This window comes from Mycobacterium sp. smrl_JER01 (assembly GCF_048513595.2).
Lineage (GTDB): Bacteria > Actinomycetota > Actinomycetes > Mycobacteriales > Mycobacteriaceae > Mycobacterium.
In genome coordinates, this window is record NZ_JBLXXK020000001.1 from 2,744,523 (window position 1) to 2,768,707 (window position 24,185).

The 24,185-nt window shown below is 67.1% G+C and carries 22 protein-coding genes; 17 read left to right on the top strand and 5 right to left on the bottom strand.

The genetic code is table 11. The features are described 5' to 3' along the window. Positions 1-2,817 (bottom strand): aconitate hydratase AcnA, encoded by a 2,817-nt coding sequence (acnA, locus tag ACNUDN_RS13015; RefSeq protein WP_419122329.1) that lies wholly within the window; start codon positions 2,815-2,817, stop codon positions 1-3. 264 nt (positions 2,818-3,081) lie between these two features. Here acnA and ACNUDN_RS13020 point away from each other — a divergent pair, with 264 nt between their 5' ends. The 9 genes from ACNUDN_RS13020 to ACNUDN_RS13060 all read left to right on the top strand — a co-directional run bounded on the left by ACNUDN_RS13020 (position 3,082) and on the right by ACNUDN_RS13060 (position 11,966). After that, complete coding sequence (locus tag ACNUDN_RS13020) at positions 3,082-3,669, top strand: Rv1476 family membrane protein (RefSeq protein ID WP_419122330.1); 588 nt, start codon at positions 3,082-3,084, stop codon at positions 3,667-3,669. 217 nt (positions 3,670-3,886) lie between these two features. Then, the gene (gene ripA / locus ACNUDN_RS13025) at positions 3,887-5,299 is read left to right on the top strand and encodes an NlpC/P60 family peptidoglycan endopeptidase RipA (RefSeq protein WP_419122331.1); all 1,413 of its coding nucleotides are present in this window, start codon (positions 3,887-3,889) and stop codon (positions 5,297-5,299) included. 17 nt (positions 5,300-5,316) lie between these two features. After that, complete coding sequence (ripB, locus tag ACNUDN_RS13030) at positions 5,317-5,988, top strand: NlpC/P60 family peptidoglycan endopeptidase RipB (protein WP_419125144.1); 672 nt, start codon at positions 5,317-5,319, stop codon at positions 5,986-5,988. Between the two features lie 141 nt (positions 5,989-6,129). Further along, positions 6,130-7,293, top strand: a complete 1,164-nt coding sequence (moxR1, locus tag ACNUDN_RS13035) for a chaperone MoxR1 (RefSeq protein ID WP_419122332.1) — start codon at positions 6,130-6,132, stop codon at positions 7,291-7,293. Between the two features lie 39 nt (positions 7,294-7,332). Then, positions 7,333-8,238, top strand: a complete 906-nt coding sequence (locus tag ACNUDN_RS13040) for a DUF58 domain-containing protein (protein WP_419125145.1) — start codon at positions 7,333-7,335, stop codon at positions 8,236-8,238. Positions 8,239-8,266: 28 nt separating this feature from the next. After that, a complete protein-coding gene (locus ACNUDN_RS13045) occupies positions 8,267-9,274 on the top strand; it encodes a VWA domain-containing protein (RefSeq protein WP_419122333.1) in 1,008 nt (335 codons plus the stop codon). Positions 9,275-9,321: 47 nt separating this feature from the next. After that, positions 9,322-10,089, top strand: coding sequence for a 3-oxoacyl-ACP reductase FabG1 (gene fabG1, locus ACNUDN_RS13050; protein WP_419122334.1), 768 nt, complete (start codon positions 9,322-9,324; stop codon positions 10,087-10,089). Between the two features lie 25 nt (positions 10,090-10,114). Continuing rightward, the gene (inhA, locus tag ACNUDN_RS13055; protein ID WP_419122335.1) at positions 10,115-10,921 is read left to right on the top strand and encodes an NADH-dependent enoyl-ACP reductase InhA; all 807 of its coding nucleotides are present in this window, start codon (positions 10,115-10,117) and stop codon (positions 10,919-10,921) included. A 10-nt stretch (positions 10,922-10,931) separates the two neighbouring features. After that, positions 10,932-11,966, top strand: a complete 1,035-nt coding sequence (locus ACNUDN_RS13060; RefSeq protein WP_419122336.1) for a ferrochelatase — start codon at positions 10,932-10,934, stop codon at positions 11,964-11,966. 13 nt (positions 11,967-11,979) lie between these two features. Here ACNUDN_RS13060 and ACNUDN_RS13065 read toward each other — a convergent pair whose 3' ends face one another. After that, positions 11,980-12,849 (bottom strand): Rv1486c family protein, encoded by an 870-nt coding sequence (locus ACNUDN_RS13065; protein ID WP_419122337.1) that lies wholly within the window; start codon positions 12,847-12,849, stop codon positions 11,980-11,982. A 59-nt stretch (positions 12,850-12,908) separates the two neighbouring features. Between ACNUDN_RS13065 and ACNUDN_RS13070 the strand changes: the two genes are divergently transcribed. Genes ACNUDN_RS13070 through ACNUDN_RS13080 form a run of 3 tightly spaced genes read left to right on the top strand, consistent with a single transcriptional unit; the run spans position 12,909 to position 14,926 of the window. Then, a complete protein-coding gene (locus ACNUDN_RS13070) occupies positions 12,909-13,343 on the top strand; it encodes an NfeD family protein (protein ID WP_419122338.1) in 435 nt (144 codons plus the stop codon). Between the two features lie 33 nt (positions 13,344-13,376). After that, on the top strand, positions 13,377-14,567 hold the full coding sequence (locus tag ACNUDN_RS13075; protein WP_419122339.1) for an SPFH domain-containing protein: 1,191 nt from the start codon (positions 13,377-13,379) through the stop codon (positions 14,565-14,567). Continuing rightward, positions 14,564-14,926 carry a DoxX family protein gene (locus tag ACNUDN_RS13080; RefSeq protein ID WP_419122340.1) on the top strand — a complete coding sequence of 121 codons (363 nt, stop codon included), beginning with the start codon at positions 14,564-14,566 and terminating at the stop codon, positions 14,924-14,926. Before ACNUDN_RS13075 ends, ACNUDN_RS13080 begins: the two co-directional genes overlap by 4 nt. Here the strand turns inward: ACNUDN_RS13080 and ACNUDN_RS13085 are convergent. Next, a complete protein-coding gene (locus ACNUDN_RS13085) occupies positions 14,913-15,626 on the bottom strand; it encodes a TVP38/TMEM64 family protein (RefSeq protein WP_419122341.1) in 714 nt (237 codons plus the stop codon). The genes ACNUDN_RS13080 and ACNUDN_RS13085 overlap by 14 nt on opposite strands. A 99-nt stretch (positions 15,627-15,725) precedes the next feature. Here ACNUDN_RS13085 and mutA point away from each other — a divergent pair, with 99 nt between their 5' ends. From mutA to lipL, 4 genes are read left to right on the top strand one after another with little or no spacing between them, the layout of a single operon-like run. Then, positions 15,726-17,630 carry a methylmalonyl-CoA mutase small subunit gene (mutA, locus tag ACNUDN_RS13090; RefSeq protein ID WP_419122342.1) on the top strand — a complete coding sequence of 635 codons (1,905 nt, stop codon included), beginning with the start codon at positions 15,726-15,728 and terminating at the stop codon, positions 17,628-17,630. Next, complete coding sequence (gene scpA, locus ACNUDN_RS13095) at positions 17,627-19,918, top strand: methylmalonyl-CoA mutase (protein WP_419122343.1); 2,292 nt, start codon at positions 17,627-17,629, stop codon at positions 19,916-19,918. The genes mutA and scpA overlap by 4 nt, the downstream gene beginning before the upstream one ends. Next, positions 19,919-20,914 (top strand): methylmalonyl Co-A mutase-associated GTPase MeaB, encoded by a 996-nt coding sequence (gene meaB / locus ACNUDN_RS13100; protein ID WP_419122344.1) that lies wholly within the window; start codon positions 19,919-19,921, stop codon positions 20,912-20,914. It begins immediately after the preceding gene. Between the two features lie 52 nt (positions 20,915-20,966). Beyond that, a complete protein-coding gene (lipL, locus tag ACNUDN_RS13105) occupies positions 20,967-22,259 on the top strand; it encodes an esterase/beta-lactamase LipL (protein ID WP_419122345.1) in 1,293 nt (430 codons plus the stop codon). Between the two features lie 12 nt (positions 22,260-22,271). On the opposite strand, the gene ACNUDN_RS13110 is transcribed toward lipL, so the two are convergent. Further along, on the bottom strand, positions 22,272-23,006 hold the full coding sequence (locus ACNUDN_RS13110; RefSeq protein WP_431959994.1) for a hypothetical protein: 735 nt from the start codon (positions 23,004-23,006) through the stop codon (positions 22,272-22,274). A gap of 53 nt (positions 23,007-23,059) precedes the next feature. Continuing rightward, entirely contained in the window at positions 23,060-23,434 is a 375-nt protein-coding gene (locus tag ACNUDN_RS13115) for an XRE family transcriptional regulator (protein WP_419122347.1), read from the bottom strand. A gap of 136 nt (positions 23,435-23,570) precedes the next feature. Between ACNUDN_RS13115 and ACNUDN_RS13120 the strand changes: the two genes are divergently transcribed. After that, positions 23,571-24,176: a hypothetical protein gene (locus tag ACNUDN_RS13120; RefSeq protein ID WP_419122348.1), complete on the top strand. Its 606-nt coding sequence runs from the start codon at positions 23,571-23,573 to the stop codon at positions 24,174-24,176. Positions 24,177-24,185: the final 9 nt, after the last annotated feature.

Genomic DNA, 24,185 nt, shown 5'->3' on the forward strand with positions numbered 1-24,185 from the left:
TCAAGCCTTCAGCATGTTGCGCAGCACGTACTGCAGGATTCCGCCGTTGCGGTAGTAGTCCGCCTCTCCGGGCGTGTCGATCCGCACCACCGCGTCGAACTCGACCTTTGAGCCGTCGTCCTTGGTGGCGGTGACATGCACTGTCTTCGGCGTCTTGCCGTTGTTCAGCTCCTCGATGCCCTCGATGTCGAAGGTCTCGGTGCCGTCGAGCTTCAACGATGCCGCCGATTCACCCTGAGGGAACTGCAGTGGGATCACTCCCATGCCGATCAGGTTGGACCGGTGGATGCGCTCGAACGACTCGGTGATGACCGCACGCACCCCGAGCAGGGTCGTGCCCTTGGCCGCCCAGTCCCGCGACGAGCCGGAGCCGTACTCCTTGCCGCCCAGCACAACCAGCGGGATACCCGCCTTCTGGTAGTTCTGTGACGCGTCATAGATGAACGCCTGCGGGCCGCCATCCTGGGTGAAGTCGCGGGTGTAGCCGCCCGAGACGTCGTCGAGCAACTGATTGCGCAGCCTGATGTTGGCGAACGTGCCGCGAATCATCACCTCATGGTTCCCGCGTCGCGACCCCAACGAGTTGAAGTCCTTGGGCTCGACGCCGTGCGCTTCGAGGTACTGCGCCGCGGGGGTGCCCTTCTTGATGCTGCCGGCCGGGGAGATGTGGTCGGTGGTGACTGAATCGCCCAGTAGGGCAAGCACTCTGGCACCCTTGATGTCGGAGACTGGCTCCGGCTCGGCGGGCATCCCTTCGAAGTACGGGGCTTTGCGGACGTAGGTGGAGTTCTCGTCCCATTCGAAGGTGTTGCCCTCCGGGGTGGGCAATGAACGCCACCGCTCGTCACCCTTGAAGACATCGGCATAGGAGTCGGTGAACATCTCCCGATTGATCGACGACGCGATGGTCTCCTGGATTTCTTGGGCAGATGGCCAAATATCTTTGAGGAAAACGTCATTGCCGTCGCTGTCTTGACCCAGCGGATCGGACTCGAAGTCGAAGTCCATCGTTCCCGCCAGTCCGTAGGCGATCACCAACGGCGGGGACGCCAGGTAGTTCATCTTGACGTCGGGGGAGATGCGGCCCTCGAAGTTGCGGTTACCGGACAGCACTGCCGTCACCGACAGGTCGTTGTCGTTGATCGCGGCCGAAATCTCGTCGGGCAGCGGGCCGGTGTTGCCGATGCAGGTGGTGCAGCCGTAACCGCCCAGGTAGTAGCCCAACTTCTCCAGATAGGGCCACAGGCCGGCCTTGTTGTAGTAGTCGGTGACCACCTGTGACCCCGGTGCCATGTTGGTCTTGACCCACGGCTTGGTGGTCAGGCCCTTCTCGACGGCGTTCTTGGCCAACAGCGCCGCGCCCAGCATCACCGACGGATTCGACGTGTTGGTGCACGAGGTGATGCCGGCGACCACAACGGCGCCGTGATCGAGGACGAACTCACCCCGGTCCGCCGACTTGACGGTGACGGGGTTGCTGGGCCGGCCCTCGGATCCGTTGGCCGCCGACGGCCGCACGTCGACCGCCCCGTCGTCGGCGAACGACAGCGAGACCGAGTCGCTGGCCGGGAAGGACTCTTCGACGGCCTCGTCGAGCTTGGTCTCCGGGGTGGGGTGGTTCTGTTCCACGTAGTTGTGGATGTCCTTGCGGAAGGCGTTCTTGGCGTCGGAGAGCTCGATGCGGTCCTGCGGACGCTTCGGCCCGGAGATCGAGGGCACCACCGTGGACAGGTCGAGTTCCAGGTACTCGGAGAAGACCGGTTCCTTGGCCGGATCGTGCCACATGCCCTGCTCCTTGGCGTACGCCTCGACCAGCGCGAGTTGTTCGTCGGTGCGCCCGGTCAGCCGCAGGTAGTTGATGGTCTCCTCGTCGATGGGGAACATCGCTGCGGTGGAACCGAATTCAGGGCTCATGTTGCCCAGCGTCGCGCGGTTGGCCAGCGGGACCTCGGCGACGCCCTCGCCGTAGAACTCGACGAACTTGCCGACCACACCGTGCTTGCGCAGCATGTCGGTGACGGTCAGCACCACATCGGTGGCGGTGACGCCCGGCTTGATCTCTCCGGTCAGCTTGAAGCCGACGACGCGCGGGATCAGCATCGAGACCGGCTGGCCGAGCATCGCGGCCTCCGCCTCGATGCCGCCGACGCCCCAGCCCAGCACGCCGAGACCGTTGACCATGGTGGTGTGGCTGTCGGTGCCCACGCAGGTGTCAGGGTAGGCCACCCCGTCACGGACCATCACGGTGCGGGCCAGGTACTCGATGTTGACCTGGTGGACGATTCCGGTGCCGGGAGGCACAACCTTGAAGTCGTCGAAGGCGCCCTGCCCCCAGCGCAGGAACTGATAGCGCTCGCCGTTGCGTTCGTATTCGAGTTCGACGTTGCGCTCGAAGGCGTCGGCTCGGCCGAACACATCGAGGATGACCGAGTGATCGATGACCAGTTCGGCCGGAGCCAGCGGGTTGACCTTCGCGGGGTCACCGCCCAGCGCGGAGACGGCCTCGCGCATGGTGGCCAGGTCGACGATGCAGGGGACGCCGGTGAAGTCCTGCATGATCACCCGGGCCGGAGTGAACTGGATTTCGATACTGGGTTCGGCGTCGTGGTCCCAGTTCGCGATCGCCTCGATGTGGTCCTTGGTGATGTTGGCGCCGTCTTCGGTGCGCAGAAGGTTCTCGGCGAGAACCTTGAGACTGTAGGGAAGCTTTTCGGTACCGGGGACCGCGTCGAGGCGGTAGATCTCGTAGCTTTCGTCTCCGACCTTCAGCGTGTCCTTCGCCCCGAACGAGTTCAGGGATGAATTCTTGCTGCTCACATCAACTCCCGGATTGTGACCATCGCCGCGACGGGCTGTGTCGGCGGCGTTTGTAACCTTAACAGTACGCTTGTCCTGTAAGAAACCCCAGGCCGGTATCCAGTCTCGACCCTGGGCCTGCGTGCTGCCACCCGGTTCGGGTACCCAGAATGCCGCGCATCACGGCGACCTCGGCCTCGGGCCAGGCGCCCGGGTCACGCGCCTGTGTCGTGGCGGCCCGTGTCGTCGCTGCGCGGCGACGTCCGTCGGCTACCGTTGCTGGCTGTGACCGGACCGCTCTTCGTGCCGTTCCTGCCGACCTACATCCCGCCGGAGCTGTGTTTCACCGTGGGGATCGACCCGCAGGCTGCGGGCGCGCCGGACGTGTGCATGGACGTCGTGCGCGATGACGTCGCCGCATCCGGCGTCAGTGCCCGCGGCCTGGAACCCGCGGCGGTCTCGGAACTCGAGCAGGTCGTCGCGGACGCCCAGGGTCAGGGCATCGACCTCAAGATCGTCGTGATCGACGCGAACCCGCCGATCGACACCCCGTTGCGAGACATTGCGACCGCGGTGGGGGAGGACAATCCCGGGGCGACCGTGCTGGCGCTGAGCCCGTCGTTCGCCGGGACCTCCAGTCCTCAGTTCACCCGGGTGGTGCTGGAGGCCGGCGAGGATCTGGCGAAGACCGGCGATGCGGTCCAGTCGTCGAAGAATTTCGTGGGCGAGTTGACCGAGTCGCATTTCCCCTGGACGCCATTCACCATTGTGCTTGTTCTGGCGGTGGCTTTGGCCGTGGTCGGCACCCGCGCGCTGCAGAAATGGAGCAAACGACACGCCGCGCCGGAATCTGTTGCCACCAGCGGCGACTGACGACTCCCTGGCGGTCCGCAAATTGCCGGATCACTGTTTGATAACGCACATCGCAATTACATTGTTGTAATTTGTGACTAAAGTTTCTTTAGCGTCAGATGTGACGTACGGTGCAATCGGTGCTTGATGTTGCGGTTGTTCTTCATGTGACTTCTGTGGTCGGGTGCCGGACCCTGTGCCGACACGTTCGCGTGGAGCCTGAGGAGACTTGAGTCGAATGAGACGTTCCCCCGGCGGCGCCTCCGCTTCGCGGTTGTGCGCGGCGACGCTTGCCATGGGCATGGTCATCACGCTGCCCAACCTCGCCCCCCAACCGGCACTGGCGCAGCCCGCACAGCAGGGCGGCCTGGCCCAGCTGGTGACCGATGTCGCCAACGTCAACCAGCAGCTGCAGGACCTCGGAGCGCAGATCCAGATGCAGCAGGAGAGCGTCAATAAGGCGATCCTGGACGTGCAAACCGCACGGGATGACGCCGAGGCCGCTCAACTCGAGGTCGACGCCAGTGCACAGCGGGTCGAGGACGCCAACGCGGCCATCGCCGCGGCGCAGGACCGGTTCGACACGTTTGCATCAGCGATGTACGTCAGCGGACCGTCCAGTTCCTATCTGACCGCATCCGACCCGTCGGACATCCTGAACACCGCCGCCACCGGCCAGGCGCTGTCGATCAGCTCGCAGAAGGTGATGGCTGATCTGCAGCGCGCGCGTACCGAGCAGGTGAACCGGGAATCGGCGGCGCGGCTGGCCAAGCAGCAGGCCGATGACGCGGTCAAGGCGGCCGAGACCAGCCAGCAGGACGCGGTGACCGCGCTGACCAACGCTCAGGAAACCTTCAAGGCGCAGCAGGTCGAGCTTGACCGGCTGACCGCCGAAAGGGCCACAGCGCAGGCCAAACTCGCCGAAGCCCGGACGCTGGCCGCACCGACGCCGTCCGGTGGCGCGCCCGCGGCCTCCGGCGGCGCCGCGCCCGCCCCGGCCGGGTCCAACCCCGACTGGGACGTCGACCCGGCCACCGGGAACCGCGAGACCGCCTGGGACATGACCCTGCCCCAGATTCCGAGCGCCTTCGTCAGTGGCGACCCGGTCCAGATCATCAACGCGGTCCTGAAGATCATCACCACCTCGGTCGAGATCACCCAGAACCTGGGCCGCAAGTTCCTGCAGAGCATCGGGCTGCTGCCGACGCCGACCGGCATCACCAACGGCGCGATCCCGACGCTGTACGGCAGGCAGGCCACCGAGTACGTCATCAAACGCGGTATGTCCCAGATGGGCGTCCCGTACTCCTGGGGTGGCGGCAACGCTGCGGGACCCAGCCGCGGAATCGACTCGGGCGCAGGCACTGTCGGCTTCGACTGCTCGGGACTGATGCTTTACATGTTCGCCGGCGTCGGTATCAAATTGGACCACTACTCAGGCTCGCAGTACAACGCGGGCCGCAAGGTGCCGTCCTCTCAGATGCGTCGCGGTGACATGATCTTCTACGGTCCCAACGCCAGCCAGCACGTCGCGATGTACCTCGGGGACGGGCAGATGCTCGAAGCCCCGTACACCGGGTCGGTGGTCAAGATCTCGCCGGTGCGCACCAGCGGGATGACGCCCTACGTCACCCGAATGATCGAGTGGTGATCGCCCTGCGTCGCTTCATGATCGCGGTGCTGGCCGCTGCGGCCCTGCTGGCAGGGGCCGTGACACCGTCGTCGGCGCAACCCGACGGCGGCCAGTGGGATCCGACCCTGCCCAAGCTGATCAGTGCCGGCGCGCCGGGCGACCCGCTGGCGATCGCCAACGCGTCGCTGGCCGCGACCGCCCAGGCCACCCAGGTCACCATGGACCTGGGTCGCAAGTTCCTGCAGACCATCGGGTTGGCGCCCGCCGATGCGCCCGCCGGAGTCGCTCCGGGCATCGTGCGTGGACCGGCCGCGATCGAGTACGTCATCCGGCGCGGTGGCAGCCAGATCGGGACCCCGTACTCCTGGGGCGGTGGCAAACCCACCGGGCCCAGTAGGGGCATCGACTCCGGCGCCAACACCGTCGGCTACGACTGCTCCGGATTCACCCAGTTCTCCTATGCCGGCGTCGGCGTGCTGATCCCGAAGTACTCCGGTGATCAGTACAACACCGGCCGTAAGGTCCCGGTGCAGCAGGCCAAGCGCGGCGATCTGCTGTTCTGGGGTCCCGGCGGCAGCCAGCACGTGGCGATCTATCTCGGCGGCGGCCAGATGCTGGAGTCCTCGGGCAGCGCGGGCAAGGTGACCGTCAGTCCGGTCCGGATGGCCGGCCTGCAGCCCCATGTGGCCCGCATCATCGAATCCTGAGTGTGGCCTGAGTTAAAGCTGAGGAGACCGGGCGACGTCGACGGATCTCGAAGCGCCTGGAATAGTTGATTGCGAGCGCACGGCCACAACCGGCCTGCGCCGCGAAGACCAGCATGTACGGCGCATGTGGAAGGAATGTTGATGACCTCACCGAGTGGACCGCCGCAGGGCGCTGGAGGATATCCCGCACCGGCCCCCACCCAGGGCTACTCCGCGGGTGCGCACGCCGCGCCGACCTCCTCGCCCGCAGGTTCCGCGCAGTCCAACGGTGGTCTGCAGAACGAGGTACACACGCTGGAGCGGGCGATCTTCGAGGTCAAGCGCATCATCGTGGGCCAGGACCAGCTCGTCGAGCGGATGCTGGTCGGCTTGTTGGCCAAGGGCCACGTGCTGCTCGAAGGTGTGCCCGGAGTGGCCAAGACCCTGGCCGTCGAGACATTCGCCAAGGTGGTCGGCGGAACGTTCGCGCGCATCCAGTTCACGCCCGACCTGGTGCCCACCGACATCATCGGTACCCGGATCTACCGGCAGGGCAAGGAGGAGTTCGACATCGAGCTCGGCCCCGTCGTGGTCAACTTCCTGTTGGCCGACGAGATCAACCGCGCGCCGGCCAAGGTGCAATCCGCACTGCTCGAGGTGATGGCGGAACGCAAGATCTCCATCGGCGGCAAGACGTTCCCGTTGCCCAGCCCGTTCCTGGTGATGGCGACGCAGAACCCGATCGAGCAGGAAGGCGTCTATCAGCTTCCCGAAGCGCAGCGCGACCGCTTCCTGTTCAAACTCAACGTCGACTATCCGTCGCCCGAGGAAGAGCGCGAGATCATCTACCGGATGGGCGTCAAGCCGCCGGAGCCCAAGGGCATCCTCAACACCGGTGACCTGCTGCGCCTGCAGGAGGTCGCCGCGAACAACTTCGTCCACCACGCGCTGGTCGACTACGTCGTGCGCATCGTCACCGCCACCCGCGAACCGGAGAAGTTCGGGATGCCCGATGCGAAGGCGTGGATCGCCTACGGAGCGTCCCCGCGTGCGTCGCTGGGCATCATCGCCGCGTCGCGGGCACTGGCCCTGGTGCGCGGTCGCGACTATGTGATCCCGCAGGACGTCGTCGAGATCATCCCCGACGTGCTGCGGCACCGACTGGTGCTGACCTACGACGCGCTGGCCGATGAGATCTCCTCGGAGACCGTGGTCAACCGGATCCTGCAGACGGTGGCGCTGCCCCAGGTAAACGCCATTCCGCAGCAAGGACATTCGGCCCCGCCGGCGGTTCCGGCCGCCGCGGGCGCGGCAACCGGTCGCTGACACTTGACCAGGTCAAACCGCTCCGTCGACCTACCGTCGATGCAGCGTGGGGAGATTCGTGACCCCGCTCTGACCGCGGCGCTGCGCAAGCTTGAGCTGACGGTGCGGCGCAAGCTCGACGGCGTGCTGCACGGCGATCACCTCGGGTTGCTGCCGGGCCCGGGATCCGAACCGGGGGAGTCGCGGGCCTACCAGCCCGGGGACGATGTGCGCCGGATGGACTGGTCGGTGACCGCGCGGACCACCCATCCGCACGTGCGGCAGATGATCGCCGACCGCGAGTTGGAGACCTGGTTGGTCGTCGACGTGTCGGCCAGCCTGGACTTCGGCACCGCGACCTGCGAGAAGCGCGACCTGGCGGTGGCCGCGGCGGCGTCCATCGCGTTCCTCAACAGCGGGGGCGGTAACCGGATCGGCGCGATCATCTCCAACGGAGACACCATGCGGCGAGTGCCGGCACTGTCGGGTCGGGTGCACGAACAGGAACTGCTGCGCGCGATTGCCACCACGCCCCGGGCGCCGGTGGGAGTGCGCGGCGACCTCGCCGCCGCGATCGACGCGCTGCGCAGGCCGGAACGGCGCCGCGGTATGGCGGTGATCATCAGCGATTTCCTCGGGCCCATCAACTGGATGCGTCCGCTGCGCGCGGTGGCCGGTCGGCATGAGGTCCTCGGTATCGAGATCCTCGACCCGCGGGACGTGGAACTGCCCGCTGTCGGCGATGTGGTCCTGCAGGACACCGAGACCGGTCGCACCCGTGAGTTCACCATCGACGAGCAGTTGCGCACCGACTTCGCCAAGGCGGCCGCCGCGCACCGTGCCGACGTGGCTCGCACCCTGCGCCGCTGCGATGCGCCGCTGTTGACGTTGCGTACCGACCGGGACTGGATCGCCGACGTGGTCCGATTCGTCGCGAGCCGACGCCGGGGCGCGCTGGCGAGATGACCGATAACAACGAAATGACAAGTAGCGCATGACTTTACCGTTGCTCGGCCCGATGTCCCTGTCGGGTTTCGAACATCCCTGGTTCTTCCTCTTCTTCGTGGCCATCCTCGGGCTGATCGCGCTCTACGTCATCGTGGCGCTGTCCCGGGAACGGCGCATGTTGCGCTTCGCGAATATGGAGCTGCTGGAGAGCGTGGCCCCCAAGCGGCCCAACCGCTGGCGGCACGTGCCCGCCGTGCTGCTGATCCTGTCGCTGATGTCGTTCACCGTCGCGATGGCCGGTCCGACACACGACGTGCGGATACCGCGCAACCGCGCTGTGGTGATGCTGGTCGTCGACGTCTCGCAGTCGATGCGGGCCACCGATGTCGCGCCCAACCGTCTGGTCGCCGCACAGGAGGCCGCCAAGCAGTTCGCCGATCAGTTGACCCCCGGCATCAACCTCGGACTGATCGCCTACGCCGGCACCGCCACGGTGCTGGTGTCGCCGACCACCAACCGGGAAGCCACCAAGAACGCCATCGACAAGCTGCAGCTGGCCGACCGCACCGCCACCGGTGAGGGCATCTTCACCGCGCTACAGGCTGTCGCCACCGTCGGCGCGGTGATCGGCGGTGGCGACGAACCGCCGCCCGCGCGCATCGTGCTGATGTCGGACGGCAAAGAGACCGTGCCGTCGAACCCGGACAATCCGAAGGGCGCCTACACCGCGGCCCGCACCGCCAAGGATCAGGGAGTCCCGATTTCGACAGTGTCTTTCGGGACGCCGTATGGCTACGTCGAGATCAACGATCAGCGTCAGCCCGTGCCGGTCGACGACGAGATGCTCAAGAAGATCGCCGACCTCTCCGGCGGCGAAGCGTTCACCGCGTCCAGCCTGGAGCAGCTCAAGCAGGTGTTCACCAACCTGCAGGAACAGATCGGCTACGAGACCATCAAGGGCGATGCCAGCGTCGGCTGGCTGCGGCTGGGTTCACTGGTGCTGGCCGTGGCGGCGCTGGGGGCATTGTTGATCAATCGCCGGTTGCCGAATTAGCTAAGGCGATTTCTTAGAAACCGGCCGCACCCACTAAGTTGGCCTCCATGACTGTGACCGACAATTCCGCTGACACCGCAGGTGAGACCGCGGTCGGCCGTCCTGCGTTCGTGTCCCGCTCGGTGCTCGTGACCGGCGGAAACCGCGGCATCGGTCTGGCGATCGCCCAGCGCCTCGCCGCCGACGGTCACCGAGTCGCGGTCACCCACCGCGGATCAGGTGTCCCGGAGGGACTGTTCGGCGTCGTGTGCGACGTCACCGACAACGACGCCGTCGACCGGGCGTTCGCAGAGGTCGAGGAGCACCAGGGCCCGGTCGAGGTGCTGGTGTCCAACGCGGGCATCTCCAAGGACGCGTTCCTGATGCGGATGACCGAGGAACGGTTCGAAGAGGTCATCAACGCCAACCTCACCGGCGCTTTCCGGGTTGCCCAGCGGGCTTCGCGCAGCATGCAGCGCAAACGCTTCGGCCGGATCATCTTCATCGGCTCGGTGTCGGGCATGTGGGGGATCGGCAACCAAGCCAACTACGCGGCGGCCAAGGCTGGTCTGATCGGCATGGCCCGCTCGATCTCCCGGGAGCTGTCCAAGGCGAACGTCACCGCCAACGTGGTGGCCCCCGGCTACATCGACACCGAGATGACCCGCGCGCTCGACGAGCGGATTCAGGCCGGGGCACTGGAGTTCATCCCCGCCAAGCGGGTGGGCACCGCCGAGGAGGTCGCCGGAGCGGTGAGCTTCCTGGCGTCGGAGGACGCGAGCTACATCGCCGGGGCCGTGATACCGGTCGACGGCGGCATGGGTATGGGCCACTAGAGCGATAAGACAAGGACTTTCAACTGTGACACTTCTTCAAGGCAAGCGCATCCTCGTCACGGGGATCATCACCGATTCGTCGATCGCGTTCTATATCGCCAAGGTCGCCCAGGAGGCCGGCGCCGAGGTGATCTGTACCGGATTCAACCGGTTACGGCTCATCGAGCGGATTCTCGAACGGTTGCCGTCCAAGCCGCCGCTGCTCGAGCTCGACGTGCAGGACGACAAGCACCTCGACACGCTGGCCGACCGCGTCACCGAGGTGATAGGCGAAGGCAACAAGCTCGACGGCGTCGTGCACTCGATCGGCTTCATGCCGCAGACCGGCATGGGTATCAACCCTTTCTTCGACGCGCCCTACGAGGACGTCGCCAAGGGCATCCACATCTCCGCCTATTCGTATGCGTCGCTGGCCAAGGCGGTGCTACCGGTGATGAATCCCGGCGGGGGCATCGTCGGTATGGACTTCGACCCGACCCGGGCCATGCCGGCCTACAACTGGATGACGGTCGCCAAGAGCGCCCTGGAATCGGTGAACCGGTTCGTCGCCCGGGAAGCCGGTAAAGTCGGCGTGCGGTCCAATCTCGTTGCAGCGGGTCCTATCCGGACACTGGCGATGAGCGCGATCGTGGGTGGGGCGCTCGGTGAGGAGGCCGGCGCCCAGATGCAACTGCTCGAGGAGGGCTGGGACCAGCGGGCGCCATTGGGTTGGAACATGAAGGATCCGACGCCGGTGGCCAAGACCGTGTGCGCCTTGCTGTCGGACTGGCTTCCGGCGACGACGGGCACGGTGATCTTCGCCGACGGCGGCGCCAGCACCCAGTTGTTGTGACGAGCTGACCGTGTCCTCTCCCGCATCGTCTTTCGACGCTCTGCTGCTGCTGTCCTTCGGCGGACCCGAAGGGCCCGAACAGGTGATGCCGTTCCTGGAGAACGTCACCCGCGGGCGCGGGATACCGCGGGAGCGCCTCGAGTCTGTCGCCGAGCACTATCTGCATTTCGGCGGGGTGTCCCCGATCAACGGCATCAATCGCGATCTGATCGTCTCGATCGAGGCCGAGTTGGCCGGCCGCGGTCTCGAGCTGCCGGTCTACTTCGGTAACCGCAACTGGGATCCATACGTCGAAGATGCGATCTCGGCCATGCGGGACAACGGTATTCGCCGGGCGGCGGTGTTCTCCACATCGGCGTGGGGTGGCTACTCGGGGTGCACGCAATACCAGGAGGACATCGCACGCGGCCGGTCGGCGGCGGGCCCAGAAGCGCCGGAGCTGGTCAAGCTGCGGCAGTACTTCGACCATCCGCTGCTGATCGAGATGTTCGCCGATTCCATCCGGGACGCGGCAGAGACCCTTCCCGAAGGGGTGCGCGCTGCGGCCCGTCTGGTCTTCACCGCGCATTCGATCCCGCTGCGCGCCGCGTCGCGCTGCGGCCCGGACCTGTACCAGAGACAGGTCGGGCACGCCGCCGCGCTGGTGGCCGCAGCCGCCGGATACCCCGAATACGACCAGGTGTGGCAGTCGCGTTCGGGGCCGCCTCAGGTCCCCTGGCTGGAGCCCGACGTCGGTGACCACCTCCAGGTGCTGGCCGACCGGGGAACCAGGGCGGTAGTGGTGTGTCCGGTCGGTTTCGTCGCCGATCACATCGAGGTGGTCTGGGATCTGGACAACGAACTGGCCGAGCAGGCCGCCGACGCCGGTATCGCGTTCGCGCGGGCGAAAACCCCCAACGCTGCGCCGCGCTTCGCGCAGCTGGTCGTCGATCTGCTCGACGAACTGCGCCTCGGCCTGCCGGCCCGCAGGGTCGGATCCGGTGCGGTGCCCGGATTCGGGAGCAGCGTCAACGGGGCGCTGTGCACGCCCGCGTGCGCAGGCTGACCGCGTCCGCGCGCTAAGGTCGCCAGGCCGAGTGCAGAATCGCAGTCACCGCGGCGAGCCGCGCCGAGCGCACGACCGAGGTCAGCGGCCGCAGCGCGTCGCTGGCCAGCTGGACCTCCGAAGAACTCTGCAGACCGATCGGGATGAGTCCTGAACTCGCGGTGATGATGGCGTCCACGTGCGCGGCGTTCTCCAGTACCCGCACCGCGCGCGCCGGTGCATGGTCGGGAATGCGGTGAACGCGGGTGGAATCGAGGATCTGCTCGACGAGTCCGCGTGGATCGGCGACCTCGCCGCCGGCGGCACCGGCGCGCAGCGACCCCATGGCGTCGGCCGCCGAGCGGACGGCGTCGCGCAGCTGATACTCGGCCTCGCCGAGATCGAAGTGTCCCGCCGCAGGTGCGGAGGTGAACGAGTAGACCGTCCACGACAACCCGATCAGTTCGGACTCGTACTCGAAGTCGTCGTCCGGGTCGCCGGATTCGGCAAAGTCGTCCTGGTACTCGAAATCGGGCACCAACCCGATCGCTCCGTCGGCACCGGCGACCACCACCGCCTCACCGGCCGCGACGGCGTCGCGGCCGAACTGCGTCCCCGGCGGAAGCCCGCGGACGTCACCGGGCACCGGCAGCGCCAGCGCGACGCTCGGTTGTACCGGCTGCTTCCCGGCCGCCGTCCGCACCGTCTGCAACAGCGACACCGAAGCCGCGTCATCGAGATCCGGCCACGACAGCCCGGTGCGAAGCGCGGCGACCGAATCGTAGGCCGTCACTGAATGCCTTGGCGTCCATAGGGATAACGCGTCAAGAACATCGTCGGGCGCGGCGGCGCCGGCCAGCCAGGCATTGGCCCACACCGAAAGCGAGACACTGGGGCACCACATGATGGCGCAAGTGTAGTTGTTGAGGGCCGGTCCGGTCGGTCGGCCAGTAGGCTGGTGTCATGCCTGTATCCCTGATCTGGCTGATCGCAGCACTGGCGCTCGCCGGCGCCGAAGCGCTGACCGGCGATCTTTTCCTGCTGATGCTCAGCGGCGGTGCGTTGGCCGCTGCGGGGTCGAGCTTCCTGCTCAACTGGCCCATCTGGGCCGACGGAGTCGTGTTTCTGCTGGTGTCAGTGCTGCTGCTGGTCGGAGTACGCCCGGCGCTGCGGCGCAGGATGCATTCGGGCAAAGGCCTGCCGGAGCCGGCCAAGGCTCTGGAAGGCCGAAGCGCGTTGGTCCTCGACCGGGTGGCCCGCCATGAAGGCCAGATACGGCTGGACGGCGAGGTCTGGACGGCGAGGCCCTACAACGAAGTGGATGTCTTCGAGGTCGGCGATCAGGTGACCGTCGTCCATATCGACGGAGCCACCGCGGTGGTAGCCAAGATCACCTGACCCCTGACTGAACACTCCTGAAAGGAGTCGACCATGGATGGAGCCGTCGCAGGACTGATCCTGCTGGCAGTGCTCGTGGTGTTCGCCGTGATCATCGTCGCGAAATCGGTGGCACTGATACCGCAGGCCGAGGCCGCGGTGATCGAGCGCCTCGGGCGCTACAGCAAGACCGTCTCCGGTCAGCTGACCTTGCTGTTGCCCTTCGTCGACAAGATCCGCGCGCGGGTGGACCTGCGTGAGCGGGTGGTGTCGTTCCCGCCGCAGCCGGTGATCACCGAGGACAACCTGACCGTGCAGATCGACACGGTGGTGTACTTCCAGGTCACCAACCCGCAGGCCGCGGTATACCAGATCAGCAACTACATCGTCGGTGTCGAGCAGCTGACCACCACGACGTTGCGCAACCTGGTCGGCGGGATGACGCTGGAGCAGACCCTGACCTCCCGCGATTCGATCAACACCGCGCTGCGCGGTGTGCTCGACGAGGCCACCAATCGCTGGGGACTGCGGGTCGCGCGTGTCGAGTTGCGCAGCATCGATCCGCCGCCCTCGATTCAGGACTCGATGGAAAAGCAGATGCGTGCCGACCGTGAGAAGCGCGCGATGATCCTGACGGCCGAGGGGCACCGCGAATCGGCCATCAAGCAGGCCGAGGGTGAGAAGCAGGCGGCGATCCTGTCGGCCGAGGGCGCCAAGCAGGCGGCGATCCTGTCCGCCGAGGCGGATCGGCAGTCGCGGATGCTGCGCGCCCAGGGTGAGCGGGCGGCGGCCTACCTGCAGGCCCAGGGCCAGGCCAAGGCGATCGAGAAGACGTTCGCGGCGATCAAGGCCGGCCGGCCCACCCCGGAGATGCTCGCGTATCAGTATCTGCAGACGCTGCCGGAGATGGCCAAGGGTGAAGCGAACAAGGTGTGGCTGGTGCCGAGCGATTTCGGTTCGGCGTTGCAGGGATTCACCAAGATGCTCGGCGCGCCCGGCGAGGACGGCGTGTTCCGCTACACGCCCTCACCGATGGAGCAGGATCAGCCGCGACCCGAGGACGACTCCGAAGAGGTCGCCGACTGGTTCTCCACCGAGACCGACCCCGCCATCGCGCAGGCGGTCGCCAAGGCCGAGGCCGAGGCGCGGACTCCGGTGCAGGGTCCGGGATTGTTGTCGCCACCGCCGTCCAACGCCGAGCTCGGGTCCTCGTCGGCGAGCCGGCACGGCGCGCCGGATCAATGACCGCGCTGACCTCGCCGCGCACCTACGCCGTGCTGGCGGCGGTACAGGCGGCGGACGCAGCGGCCTGCGTCGGCCCGATCCCGCCGATCAAGAAGGCGTTCGACGACGTGGGGCTCGCCGAGGAACTGCGGCCGCTGATCCCGGTGGTGAAGGCGGCCAGTGCGCTGGGGCTGCTGTCGGTGTTCCGCTTTCCCGCCCTGGCGCGATTGACCACGTTCATGCTCACCGTCTACTTCACGCTCGCCGTCGGCTCCCATATCCGGGCCAGGGACTGGAGTCCGGGGTTGGTCGCGGCGTCCTCGCTGCTCGCGCTGTTCGGCGCGATGACGGTGAAGGGGCCCGACGTCACAGCGCGGTGACGGGAGCCTGCTGCCTGCGGTGTGTCCTGATCTCATAGATCAGGCCCGCCACCCCGAGGGTCGCGGTGCACACCGACACCACGACCAGCAGCGGGCTCACCCGGCCGGTCAGGGCGTCGCCGAGAATGACGATGGCCGAGGTGCCTGGCAACACCCCGACCAGAGTCGCCAGCGTGTACGGCAGCAGCCGGACCGATGATGCGCCGGCCGCGTAGTTGAGCACCGAGAACGGGACGGCCGGGATCATCCGGGTGGCGAGCACCACGGGCCAGCCCCGCTCGCGCAGGCGGCTGTCGACGGCGTCGACGCGCGGGTGGCTGACCAGACGGCTGACCTGCCATCCCGCGGTGCGGACCAGCAGCAGCGCGATGACCGCGCTGAGCGTGCTGGCCACCACGGCGATCGGAATGCCCAGTGCGGGGCCGAACAACAGTCCGGCAGCCAACGTGAATGCGGTGCGCGGGAACGGGAACACCGTCATCACGATGTGCGCGGCGAAGAATGCCAGCGGAAACCACGAACCCGCCGAGGTGGCCCAGTCGCGCAGCTCCAACGCCGTCGGAAGCGGGACGACCAACGCAACTGCGACGAGAATCACAATCGCCGACAGCGCCGCGGCAAGTCTGCCTCGGGGAGCCGTCTTCAGCGTGGCGACGACCGTCGTCCGAACGGTACGAAGCGTGCTGACTACGGATTTCACGACTACCAAGGGTACGGGGCGGCGGCAAACCCGCCCGGTGGCCGCGCTGTGGAGTCGGCCGACCAGCGCACATCGGTGTGATGGCCATCATTTAGCCTGATGGCTGTGCAGACACCCAGCGCCGGCTCTGCCGGTGGCGTACTCGACTCCGATCTGGACCGCTGGCGCTCCGCCGTGGCAGGCGTTCTGGCGAAGTCCACGAAACGGGATCCCGCCGATCTGCCGCCCGAGCCCGAGCGTCTGCTCGATTCGGCGACCTACGACGGCTTCCCGATCCGGCCGCTCTACACCAGTGCCGACGAACTCGCCGAGTCGGCGCTGCCGGGCCATTGGCCTTTCGTGCGCGGCGGGGACGCGCTGCGGGATGTGAAGTCCGGGTGGAAGGTCGCCGAGGTGTTCCCCGCGGAGGCCGGACGTGCTGCCGGCTCGGAGGCGGCCGGTGTGGCAGCAGCCAACGGAGCGATCCTGCTGGCCCTCACCGAAGGCGTCAGTGCGATCGTGGTGCGCATCGGTGACGGCGGCGCGGCGATCGCCCCCGCCGATCTCGACCGTCTGTTCGACGGGGTCTATCTCGATCTGGTGCCGGTGCTGTTCGAGATCGACGGCGACGGTTCCTGCTACCGCGCTGCCGCTGATGCCCTGATGGGTCTGTTGACCGATCTCGACAGCGACCAGCGCTCGCGGCTGTCGGTCGATCTGGGTGCCGACCCGCTCACGGCGCCGTTGACCGGCCGCAGTGCGCCCGAGGCGGCCGACATCGTGGCGATCGCCGAACAGGTCGCCGGGTACGGCGGCCATGTACGTGCCGTCACGGTCGACGGCACGGCTTTTCACAATCTGGGCGCCAGCGCCTCCTGGGAACTCGGTGCCGCGGTCGCCGCCGGTGTCGGTTACCTGAGGTTGCTGACCGAGGCGGGGATCTCGACCGCCGATGCGCTCAGGCAGATCAGTTTCCGCGTCGCCGCCGACGACGACCAATTCATGACCATCGCCAAACTCCGTGCCGCGCGCCAACTCTGGGCCCGCGTCGCCGAGGTCGTCGGTGAACCTGAAGCCGGGGCCGCCACGCTGCACGCCACGACGTCGTTGCCGATGATGGCCGCACGCGACCCCTGGGTGAACATGCTGCGCACCACCGTGGCGGCGTTCGCAGCCGGTGTCGGAGGAGCGGACACGCTTGTCGTGCACCCGTTCGATGTGGCGATCTCCGGTGGATTTCCCGGCACTGCACGTAGTTTCGCACGCCGCATCGCCCGCAACACACAGCTGCTACTCCTCGAGGAGGCGCATCTCGGGCAGGTGCTCGACCCGTCGGGCGGATCGTGGTTCATCGAGGATCTCACCTGCCGACTCGCCACCCAGGCGTGGCAGAAGTTTCAGGAGATCGAGGGCAACGGCGGGTTCACCGCCGCCGGCGAACACATCATCGCCGGCATCGCCGAGGTCGCCGACCGACGCACGGACGACATCGCCCACCGGCGCACCGCGCTGACGGGAGTCAACGAGTTTCCCGATCTCGGCGAAATTCCGCTGCCGCAAGGTGATCCGCTGCCGCACGTGCGTCGCTACGCGGCCGCATTCGAGGCGCTGCGGGACCGCTCGGACACCCACCTGGAGAAAACCGGTGCCCGCCCGAAAGTCCTGCTGCTGCCGCTCGGGCCACTCGCCGAGCACAACATCCGCACCGCCTTTACCGCGAACCTGTTGGCGTCCGGCGGGATCGCAGCCGTCAACCCGGGACCGCTGGACGCTGCCGGTGTGGGAGCCGCGGTGTCACAGGCCGGCCACGCCGAGATCGCCGTGATCTGCGGTACCGATGCCCGCTACGGCGCAGAGGTTTCGGCGGTGGTGGCGGCCGCGCGCGCCGCCGGTGTGCGCCGAGTTCTGCTCGCCGGGCCCGAGAAGGCAGTCGTAGACGCCGATTCGAAACCCGACGGATATCTGACCGCGAAGATCGACGCGGTGAGCGCGCTGTCGGACCTGCTGACCCGATTGGGGGCATGAAAGTGACCGTGCACGATGTGGCCGGCCGGTCGGCTTCGGCCGGCCAACCGGGGCAGATCGGCAGCTTTGCCGACGTACCGCTACGCGGTGCTGCCGCACCGCCGGCACCGGCGCCCTCGGATGTCGCCGCGCAGGTCGCCGCAGCGGCGGCGGCGCACGGCTACACAGCCGATCAGCTGAACTGGACCACACCCGAGGGAATCGACGTCAAGCCGGTCTACATCGGCGCGGACCGCGATTTGACCGTCGAGGCCGGCTACCCCCTGAACAGCCTGCCCGGCGAGCCACCGTTCGTGCGCGGGCCCTATCCGACGATGTATGTCAACCAGCCCTGGACCATTCGCCAGTACGCCGGTTTCTCCACTGCCGCGGAGTCCAACGCGTTCTACCGGCGCAACCTGGCCGCCGGGCAGAAGGGTCTGTCGGTGGCGTTCGATCTGGCCACCCACCGCGGCTATGACTCCGACCATCCCCGGGTGGCCGGTGACGTCGGCATGGCCGGCGTGGCGATCGACTCCATCCTCGACATGCGCCAACTGTTCGACGGTATCGACCTGTCGACGGTCTCGGTGTCGATGACCATGAACGGTGCCGTGCTGCCGATCCTCGCGCTGTACGTGGTGGCGGCCGAGGAGCAGGGTGTGCCGCCGGAGAAACTCGCCGGGACCATCCAGAACGACATCCTCAAAGAGTTCATGGTCCGCAACACCTACATCTATCCGCCCAAGCCTTCGATGCGGATCATCTCCGACATCTTCGGCTACACCAGCGCGAAGATGCCCAAGTTCAACAGCATCTCGATCTCGGGGTATCACATCCAGGAGGCCGGGGCGACGGCCGATCTGGAGTTGGGCTACACCCTGGCCGACGGCGTCGAGTACATCAAGGCCGGGCTGGACGCCGGTCTGGACATCGACAAGTTCGCGCCGCGGCTCTCGTTCTTCTGGGGCATCGGCATGAACTTCTTCATGGAGGTCGCCAAGTTGCGGGCGGGCCGGCTGCTGTGGAGCGAGCTGGTCTCGCAGTTCGGCCCCAAGAGCGCGAAATCGCTGTCGCTGCGCACACATTCGCAGACCTCGGGTTGGTCGCTGACCGCGCAGGATGCCTTCAACAATGTCGCGCGAACGTGTGTGGAGGCGATGGCGGCAACTCAGGGGCACACCCAGTCGCTGCACACCAACGCCCTCGACGAGGCGCTGGCTCTACCGACCGACTTCTCGGCCCGTATCGCGCGCAACACCCAGCTGCTGTTGCAGCAGGAGTCGGGCACGACGCGCCCGATCGACCCGTGGGCCGGCTCGTACTACGTGGAATGGCTGACCCATCAGCTGGCCGAGAAGGCGCGGGCGCACATCGCCGAGGTCGCCGAGCACGGCGGCATGGCCCAGGCCATCGACGCGGGTATCCCCAAGCTGCGTATCGAGGAGGCCGCCGCACGCACCCAGGCGCGGATCGACTCGGGGCAGCAGACGGTCATCGGGGTGAACCGCTATCAGGTCGACGAGGACCACGAGATCGAGGTGCTCAAGGTCGAGAACAGCCGGGTGCGGGCCGAGCAGATCGCGAAACTGGAGCGGCTCCGCGCAGAACGGGATGAGCGCGCGACGCGATCCGCACTCGCCGAACTGACCCGCGCCGCAGCGGCTTCGGGTGCCGCCGGCGACGATGGGCTGGGAAACAACCTGCTGGCGCTGGCCATCGACGCCGCCCGCGCCAAGGCCACCGTCGGGGAGATCTCGGACGCGCTGGAGAAGGTGTACGGACGCCATCAGGCCGAGATCCGAACCATCGCAGGGGTTTATCGGGACGAGGTGGGTATGGCAAGCAACGTCAGCAACGCGACCGCGCTCGTCGAGAAGTTCGCCGAGGCCGACGGGCGGCGTCCGCGCATCCTGGTCGCCAAGATGGGGCAGGACGGGCACGACCGCGGGCAGAAAGTGATCGCGACCGCGTTCGCCGACATCGGCTTCGACGTCGACGTGGGCTCGTTGTTCTCCACCCCCGAAGAGGTTGCGCGCCAGGCCGCCGACAACGACGTGCACGTGGTCGGGGTGTCGTCACTGGCTGCGGGTCATCTGACACTGGTGCCCGCGCTGCGCGACGCGCTGGCCGAGGTCGGCAGGCCCGACATCATGATCGTGGTGGGCGGTGTCATCCCACCGGGCGACTTCGACGAGTTGTACGCCGCGGGTGCGACCGCGATCTTCCCGCCCGGGACCGTCATCGCCGACGCCGCGATCGGGCTGCTCGACAAGCTGGCCGAACGACTCGGCTACACCTTGAACTAGATGAGTCAGCCTGTCGACGAGCTCGCAGACGCAGTACGCGGCGGTGACCGCTCGGCGCTGGCCCGGGCGATCACCCTGGTCGAATCGACCCGCGCCGACCATCGGAGCAAGGCGCAGGAGTTGCTGCTCGACCTGATGCCCCAGGCCGGCTCCGCTCTGCACGTCGGTATCACCGGAGTCCCGGGCGTGGGCAAGTCGACGACCATCGAAGCCCTCGGCATGCATCTGCTCGAACGCGGCCACCGGGTGGCGGTGCTGGCCGTCGACCCGTCCTCGACGCGCACCGGTGGCTCCATCCTGGGCGACAAGACCCGGATGGCGAAGTTGGCGGTGCACCCCGACGCCTACATCCGGCCGTCGCCGACCTCAGGCACCCTGGGCGGGGTCGCCAAGGCGACACGCGAGACGATCGTGTTGCTGGAGGCCGCCGGGTACGACGTCATCCTGGTCGAGACGGTCGGTGTCGGGCAGTCCGAGGTGACGGTTGCCAACATGGTGGACACCTTCGTCTTCCTGACGCTGGCGCGCACCGGCGACCAGCTGCAGGGCATCAAGAAGGGGGTTCTGGAGCTGGCCGACATCGTCGTGGTGAACAAGGCCGACGGGGAGCACGCCGTCGAGGCCAGGTCCGCCGCCCGCGAACTCGCCGGTGCCATCAGGCTCATCTATCCGCGCGAAACCCTTTGGCGGCCACCGGTGCTGACGATGAGTGCGCTCACCGGAGACGGCCTCGCCGAGTTGTGGGAAACGGTGCTCAAACATCGCGACGTGCTGACCGAGGCCGGACAGTTCGAGGCCAGACGACGTACCCAGCAGGTCGAATGGACCTGGTCGATGGTCCGCGACACCGTGCTGGACCGGGTGCTGTCCAGCCCCGGCGTGCGCGCCATCCGGGGTGAGGTGGAACGTCAGGTCCGGGATGGGCAGTTGACTCCCGCGCTTGCTGCCCAGCAGATCCTCGACGCCGTGGAGGCGCCGTCGGAGAGCCGCGGTTAACGAATCGGTAACTCGAGGGTGGTTTGCCGCACGCCGGGGTAAATTCAGATTTGTGACGGGCGTCAAGAACCCGGAGCGCGGCGCGGCGCTCTCACACGGCCACGGGGCCGTGTTGCCCCGCGGCGTCCAGGGTGCCGCCGATCCGAACTTCTCCTGCGCGGTGCGCGCGTTCGCGCAGATGTTCCCGTGGCGACGACTCGGCGGCGGAGCGCTCTCGGTGTATCTCCACGGTGAGCCTGTCGTCGACGTCTGGACCGGTTGGGCTGACCGCAGAGGCACCCGGCGGTGGACCGCCGACACCGGTCCGATGGTGTTCTCGGCGACGAAAGGAGTCGCCGCGACCGTCATCCATCGGTTGCACGACCGTGGCCTGATCGACTACGACGCCCCGGTCGCCGAGTACTGGCGAGAGTTCGGCGTGAACGGTAAGTCGGCGATCACGGTGCGCGACGTGATGGGCCACCGCGCCGGGCTGTCTCAGCTCAACGGCGTCGCCAAGGCGGATCTGCTCAACCATGTGCTGATGGAAGAGCGGCTCGCCGCGGCTCCCCGTAGCTGGCTGCACGGAAAGCCGGCCTACCATGCGTTCACCTTCGGTTGGTTGTTGTCCGGGCTGGCTCGATCAGTCACCGGCAAGGGGATGCGTGAGCTGATTCGCATCGAGGTGGCAGCACCACTGGACACCGACGGGCTGCATCTGGGACGTCCGCCGGGACCGGCGCCGACCCAGCCCGCACAGATCATCGGTCCGCAGAGCCGCCTGCAGAATCCGCTGTTCAACCTCATGGCACCCCGGATCGCGGCGCTACCGTTCTCGGCAGCCTTCGGGGCGATCTACCTGCCCGGTGTGAAAGCGCTGGTCCAGGGGGAGACGCCGATGCTGGACAGCGAGATACCCGCCGCCAACGGGGTGGCGACCGCACGCGCCCTGGCCCGGATGTACGGGGCCATCGCCAACGGCGGGCGGGTGGCCGGCACGCAGTACCTGTCCGCTGCGACCACGGCGAAGCTGGTCGGTAAGCCGAGCCTGCGGCCCGACCACGGGATGATCATGCCGCTGTCGTTCCACCTCGGATATCACGGCCTGCCCTTCCCGGGGGTGATGCCCGGCTTCGGCCATGTGGGCCTCGGGGGTTCGCTCGGCTGGGCCGATCCGCAGAGCGGGTTGTCCTTCGGCTTTGTGCACAACAGGTTGCTCACCCCGCTGGTGGTCAGCGACCAGGCCGGGTTCGTGACGACCGCGGCGCTGATCCGTCGCGGCGTGACGCTGGCTCGCCGCAACGGCTACCGCGCAGTGCGCGAATACGGCGCGCCGTTCAGCGACGTCACCGCGACCGCGGTCTGAGCCGCCAAGCAGCTAGATCTTCGCCCGGGTGAACCACCGCGTCTTGATCCGCCACGAGTAGGCGGAGGTCAGCGCAAAGCCGGCGCCGCAGGCGCAGGCGAAGACCCACACCAGCGTCGTGCCCTGGACAGTCTGCAGTGGGGGGACGAGCGCCGTGGTGATCCGCACCAGACAGGCGACGATCCCCATGGCCGAGGCGAACAGGTAGACGTTGGCGATCTGACGGGACCGAGGATCGGTGCGCAACACCATCAGGGCCCGCACCCCGTAGCTGAGCAGGTAGATCAGTAGACCGCAGAGCACCAGCCAGTACAGGTTGAGCCAGAGGTCGGTCGGTACGTCGAAGAAGTCGCGGCGGTAGATCGACGCCCCGTTGCCGACCCAGAACAGGACGAGCAGCAGCGGGATGCACAGTGTCGCGGGCCGCTCGATGTGCTGCCGGAACCGTTGCTGCAAAGCGTGATCTTGTTCAAGTCGGCCCAGGCTGTTGTAGACGACCGCCGTCGCGGCCACGATGTAGCAATCGTGGCCGATGTAGTCCTCGAGGTTCCACTTGCCGGTGAGCGAATAGAGGAAGGGGCCGACGGTCTCCGAGGCCAGCGGCGACATCAGCAGCACCGCGGCCCCCTGCAACGCAATGTTGAGGGTCGCGGCCACTTCCCATCGGCACGACCAGGTGACGCGGCGAATCCACAGACTCCACGCGATACACGTCAGTGTGATCACGATCAGTGATGCCAGAGCCATGAGGTGTCGCTTTCGAGCCGGACGAGGTCAGCAAATTGTATGCGCTGACGTGGCTAAAGGGGCGGTGCGTCCAGTCGCGGTTTCAGATCGGCCAGTCGGGTGCGTGGCCGGGCGTCGACGGTGGTCGTGGTGCCGGGCAGTGTCGCCACTGCCGGCGGCGCGGTGCCGGTGGCCTCGATGTACTGCCACACTTCCTGCCTGCTCATCAGGCCGAACTGGATCTGCAGGTCGGGATAGCTGAGGGCAAAACGGTCGGCTACCAGTCGGAGTTCCTCGGCGGAGGGGTAGTCGGCTTCCTTGATCCGCCGGTAATAGGTGCTGCTTGATATGCCGAGCGCGTCGATGATGTCCTTGGCGTCGATCTCTCCGTCGAGGAGGTAGTCGAGCAGTGCCTTGAGCTGTCTGCCGTTCTCATCCGTACGGGGCATCCGATCACCATAAACCGCCATCCCGTAAATGGGCAGCCCCACCCGGCAAATAGATAGCACGCTCTTAATTGACATAGCCGTCACAGTTTTGGGAGCGGTCTCCCATATCTGGGACATTCGCTGTACGGTTAGCCGCATGGTCGCCCCATACATTTCCGACGAGGTCAAACAAACGCCTCTCGGTTCCGCGCCGGCAACTCTGGAAGTATTCGATCGCGCCGCGGTCGACGTGTTGCCCGTTCAATCGCACAAGCTCCCCACCACGCCGTCGAGCGAACTGACCGAAGAACTCGACGGCGCGGCGCAGTGGCTCGGCGTCCCGGTCGGGGAGATCCTCCTCGCGGCCCTGGGTCGCACCCTCGGCCGCACCCGCGGCGACGGCATCGTCGCCGTCGACGTCACGGGGGGGAACCGCTGGCTCAACCACCGCGTGTCGATGATCTGCGCGGCGGCCCAGCCGATGGGACCGACCGAGATGCTGCAGGGGGCGCACGGTGGGCTGACCGCCGCGGTCGGTCATCCGGTCGCGCAGTCGGAGCTGTTGCTCAGCATCGCCGACGGCCGCGATGACGGCCCGAGCGCCCGCGCGCTGGAGTTGCGCGTGCAGCGCGTCGACGGCCTGCTGCACATCGACTGGTGGTATGACGAGTCCCGACTGGATGCGTACTCGGTGCAGGAGATGGCCGAGCAGTTCCCGCTGGCCGTCATCGAGATCACCTCGGACGCGGCAGCGCCGCTGTAACCCGGCCCG

Coding starts and splice junctions, on each gene's coding strand:
- ripA (WP_419122331.1), top strand. CDS start 3,887: ATGAGACGTTCCCCCGGCGGCGCCTCCGCTTCGCGGTTGTGCGCGGCG.
- ripB (WP_419125144.1), top strand. CDS start 5,317: ATGATCGCGGTGCTGGCCGCTGCGGCCCTGCTGGCAGGGGCCGTGACA.
- moxR1 (WP_419122332.1), top strand. CDS start 6,130: ATGACCTCACCGAGTGGACCGCCGCAGGGCGCTGGAGGATATCCCGCA.
- ACNUDN_RS13040 (WP_419125145.1), top strand. CDS start 7,333: ATGCAGCGTGGGGAGATTCGTGACCCCGCTCTGACCGCGGCGCTGCGC.
- ACNUDN_RS13045 (WP_419122333.1), top strand. CDS start 8,267: ATGACTTTACCGTTGCTCGGCCCGATGTCCCTGTCGGGTTTCGAACAT.
- fabG1 (WP_419122334.1), top strand. CDS start 9,322: ATGACTGTGACCGACAATTCCGCTGACACCGCAGGTGAGACCGCGGTC.
- ACNUDN_RS13065 (WP_419122337.1), bottom strand. CDS start 12,849: ATGTGGTGCCCCAGTGTCTCGCTTTCGGTGTGGGCCAATGCCTGGCTG.
- ACNUDN_RS13070 (WP_419122338.1), top strand. CDS start 12,909: ATGCCTGTATCCCTGATCTGGCTGATCGCAGCACTGGCGCTCGCCGGC.
- ACNUDN_RS13075 (WP_419122339.1), top strand. CDS start 13,377: ATGGATGGAGCCGTCGCAGGACTGATCCTGCTGGCAGTGCTCGTGGTG.
- ACNUDN_RS13080 (WP_419122340.1), top strand. CDS start 14,564: ATGACCGCGCTGACCTCGCCGCGCACCTACGCCGTGCTGGCGGCGGTA.
- mutA (WP_419122342.1), top strand. CDS start 15,726: ATGGCTGTGCAGACACCCAGCGCCGGCTCTGCCGGTGGCGTACTCGAC.
- scpA (WP_419122343.1), top strand. CDS start 17,627: ATGAAAGTGACCGTGCACGATGTGGCCGGCCGGTCGGCTTCGGCCGGC.
- meaB (WP_419122344.1), top strand. CDS start 19,919: ATGAGTCAGCCTGTCGACGAGCTCGCAGACGCAGTACGCGGCGGTGAC.
- ACNUDN_RS13110 (WP_431959994.1), bottom strand. CDS start 23,006: ATGGCTCTGGCATCACTGATCGTGATCACACTGACGTGTATCGCGTGG.
- ACNUDN_RS13115 (WP_419122347.1), bottom strand. CDS start 23,434: ATGCCCCGTACGGATGAGAACGGCAGACAGCTCAAGGCACTGCTCGAC.
- ACNUDN_RS13120 (WP_419122348.1), top strand. CDS start 23,571: ATGGTCGCCCCATACATTTCCGACGAGGTCAAACAAACGCCTCTCGGT.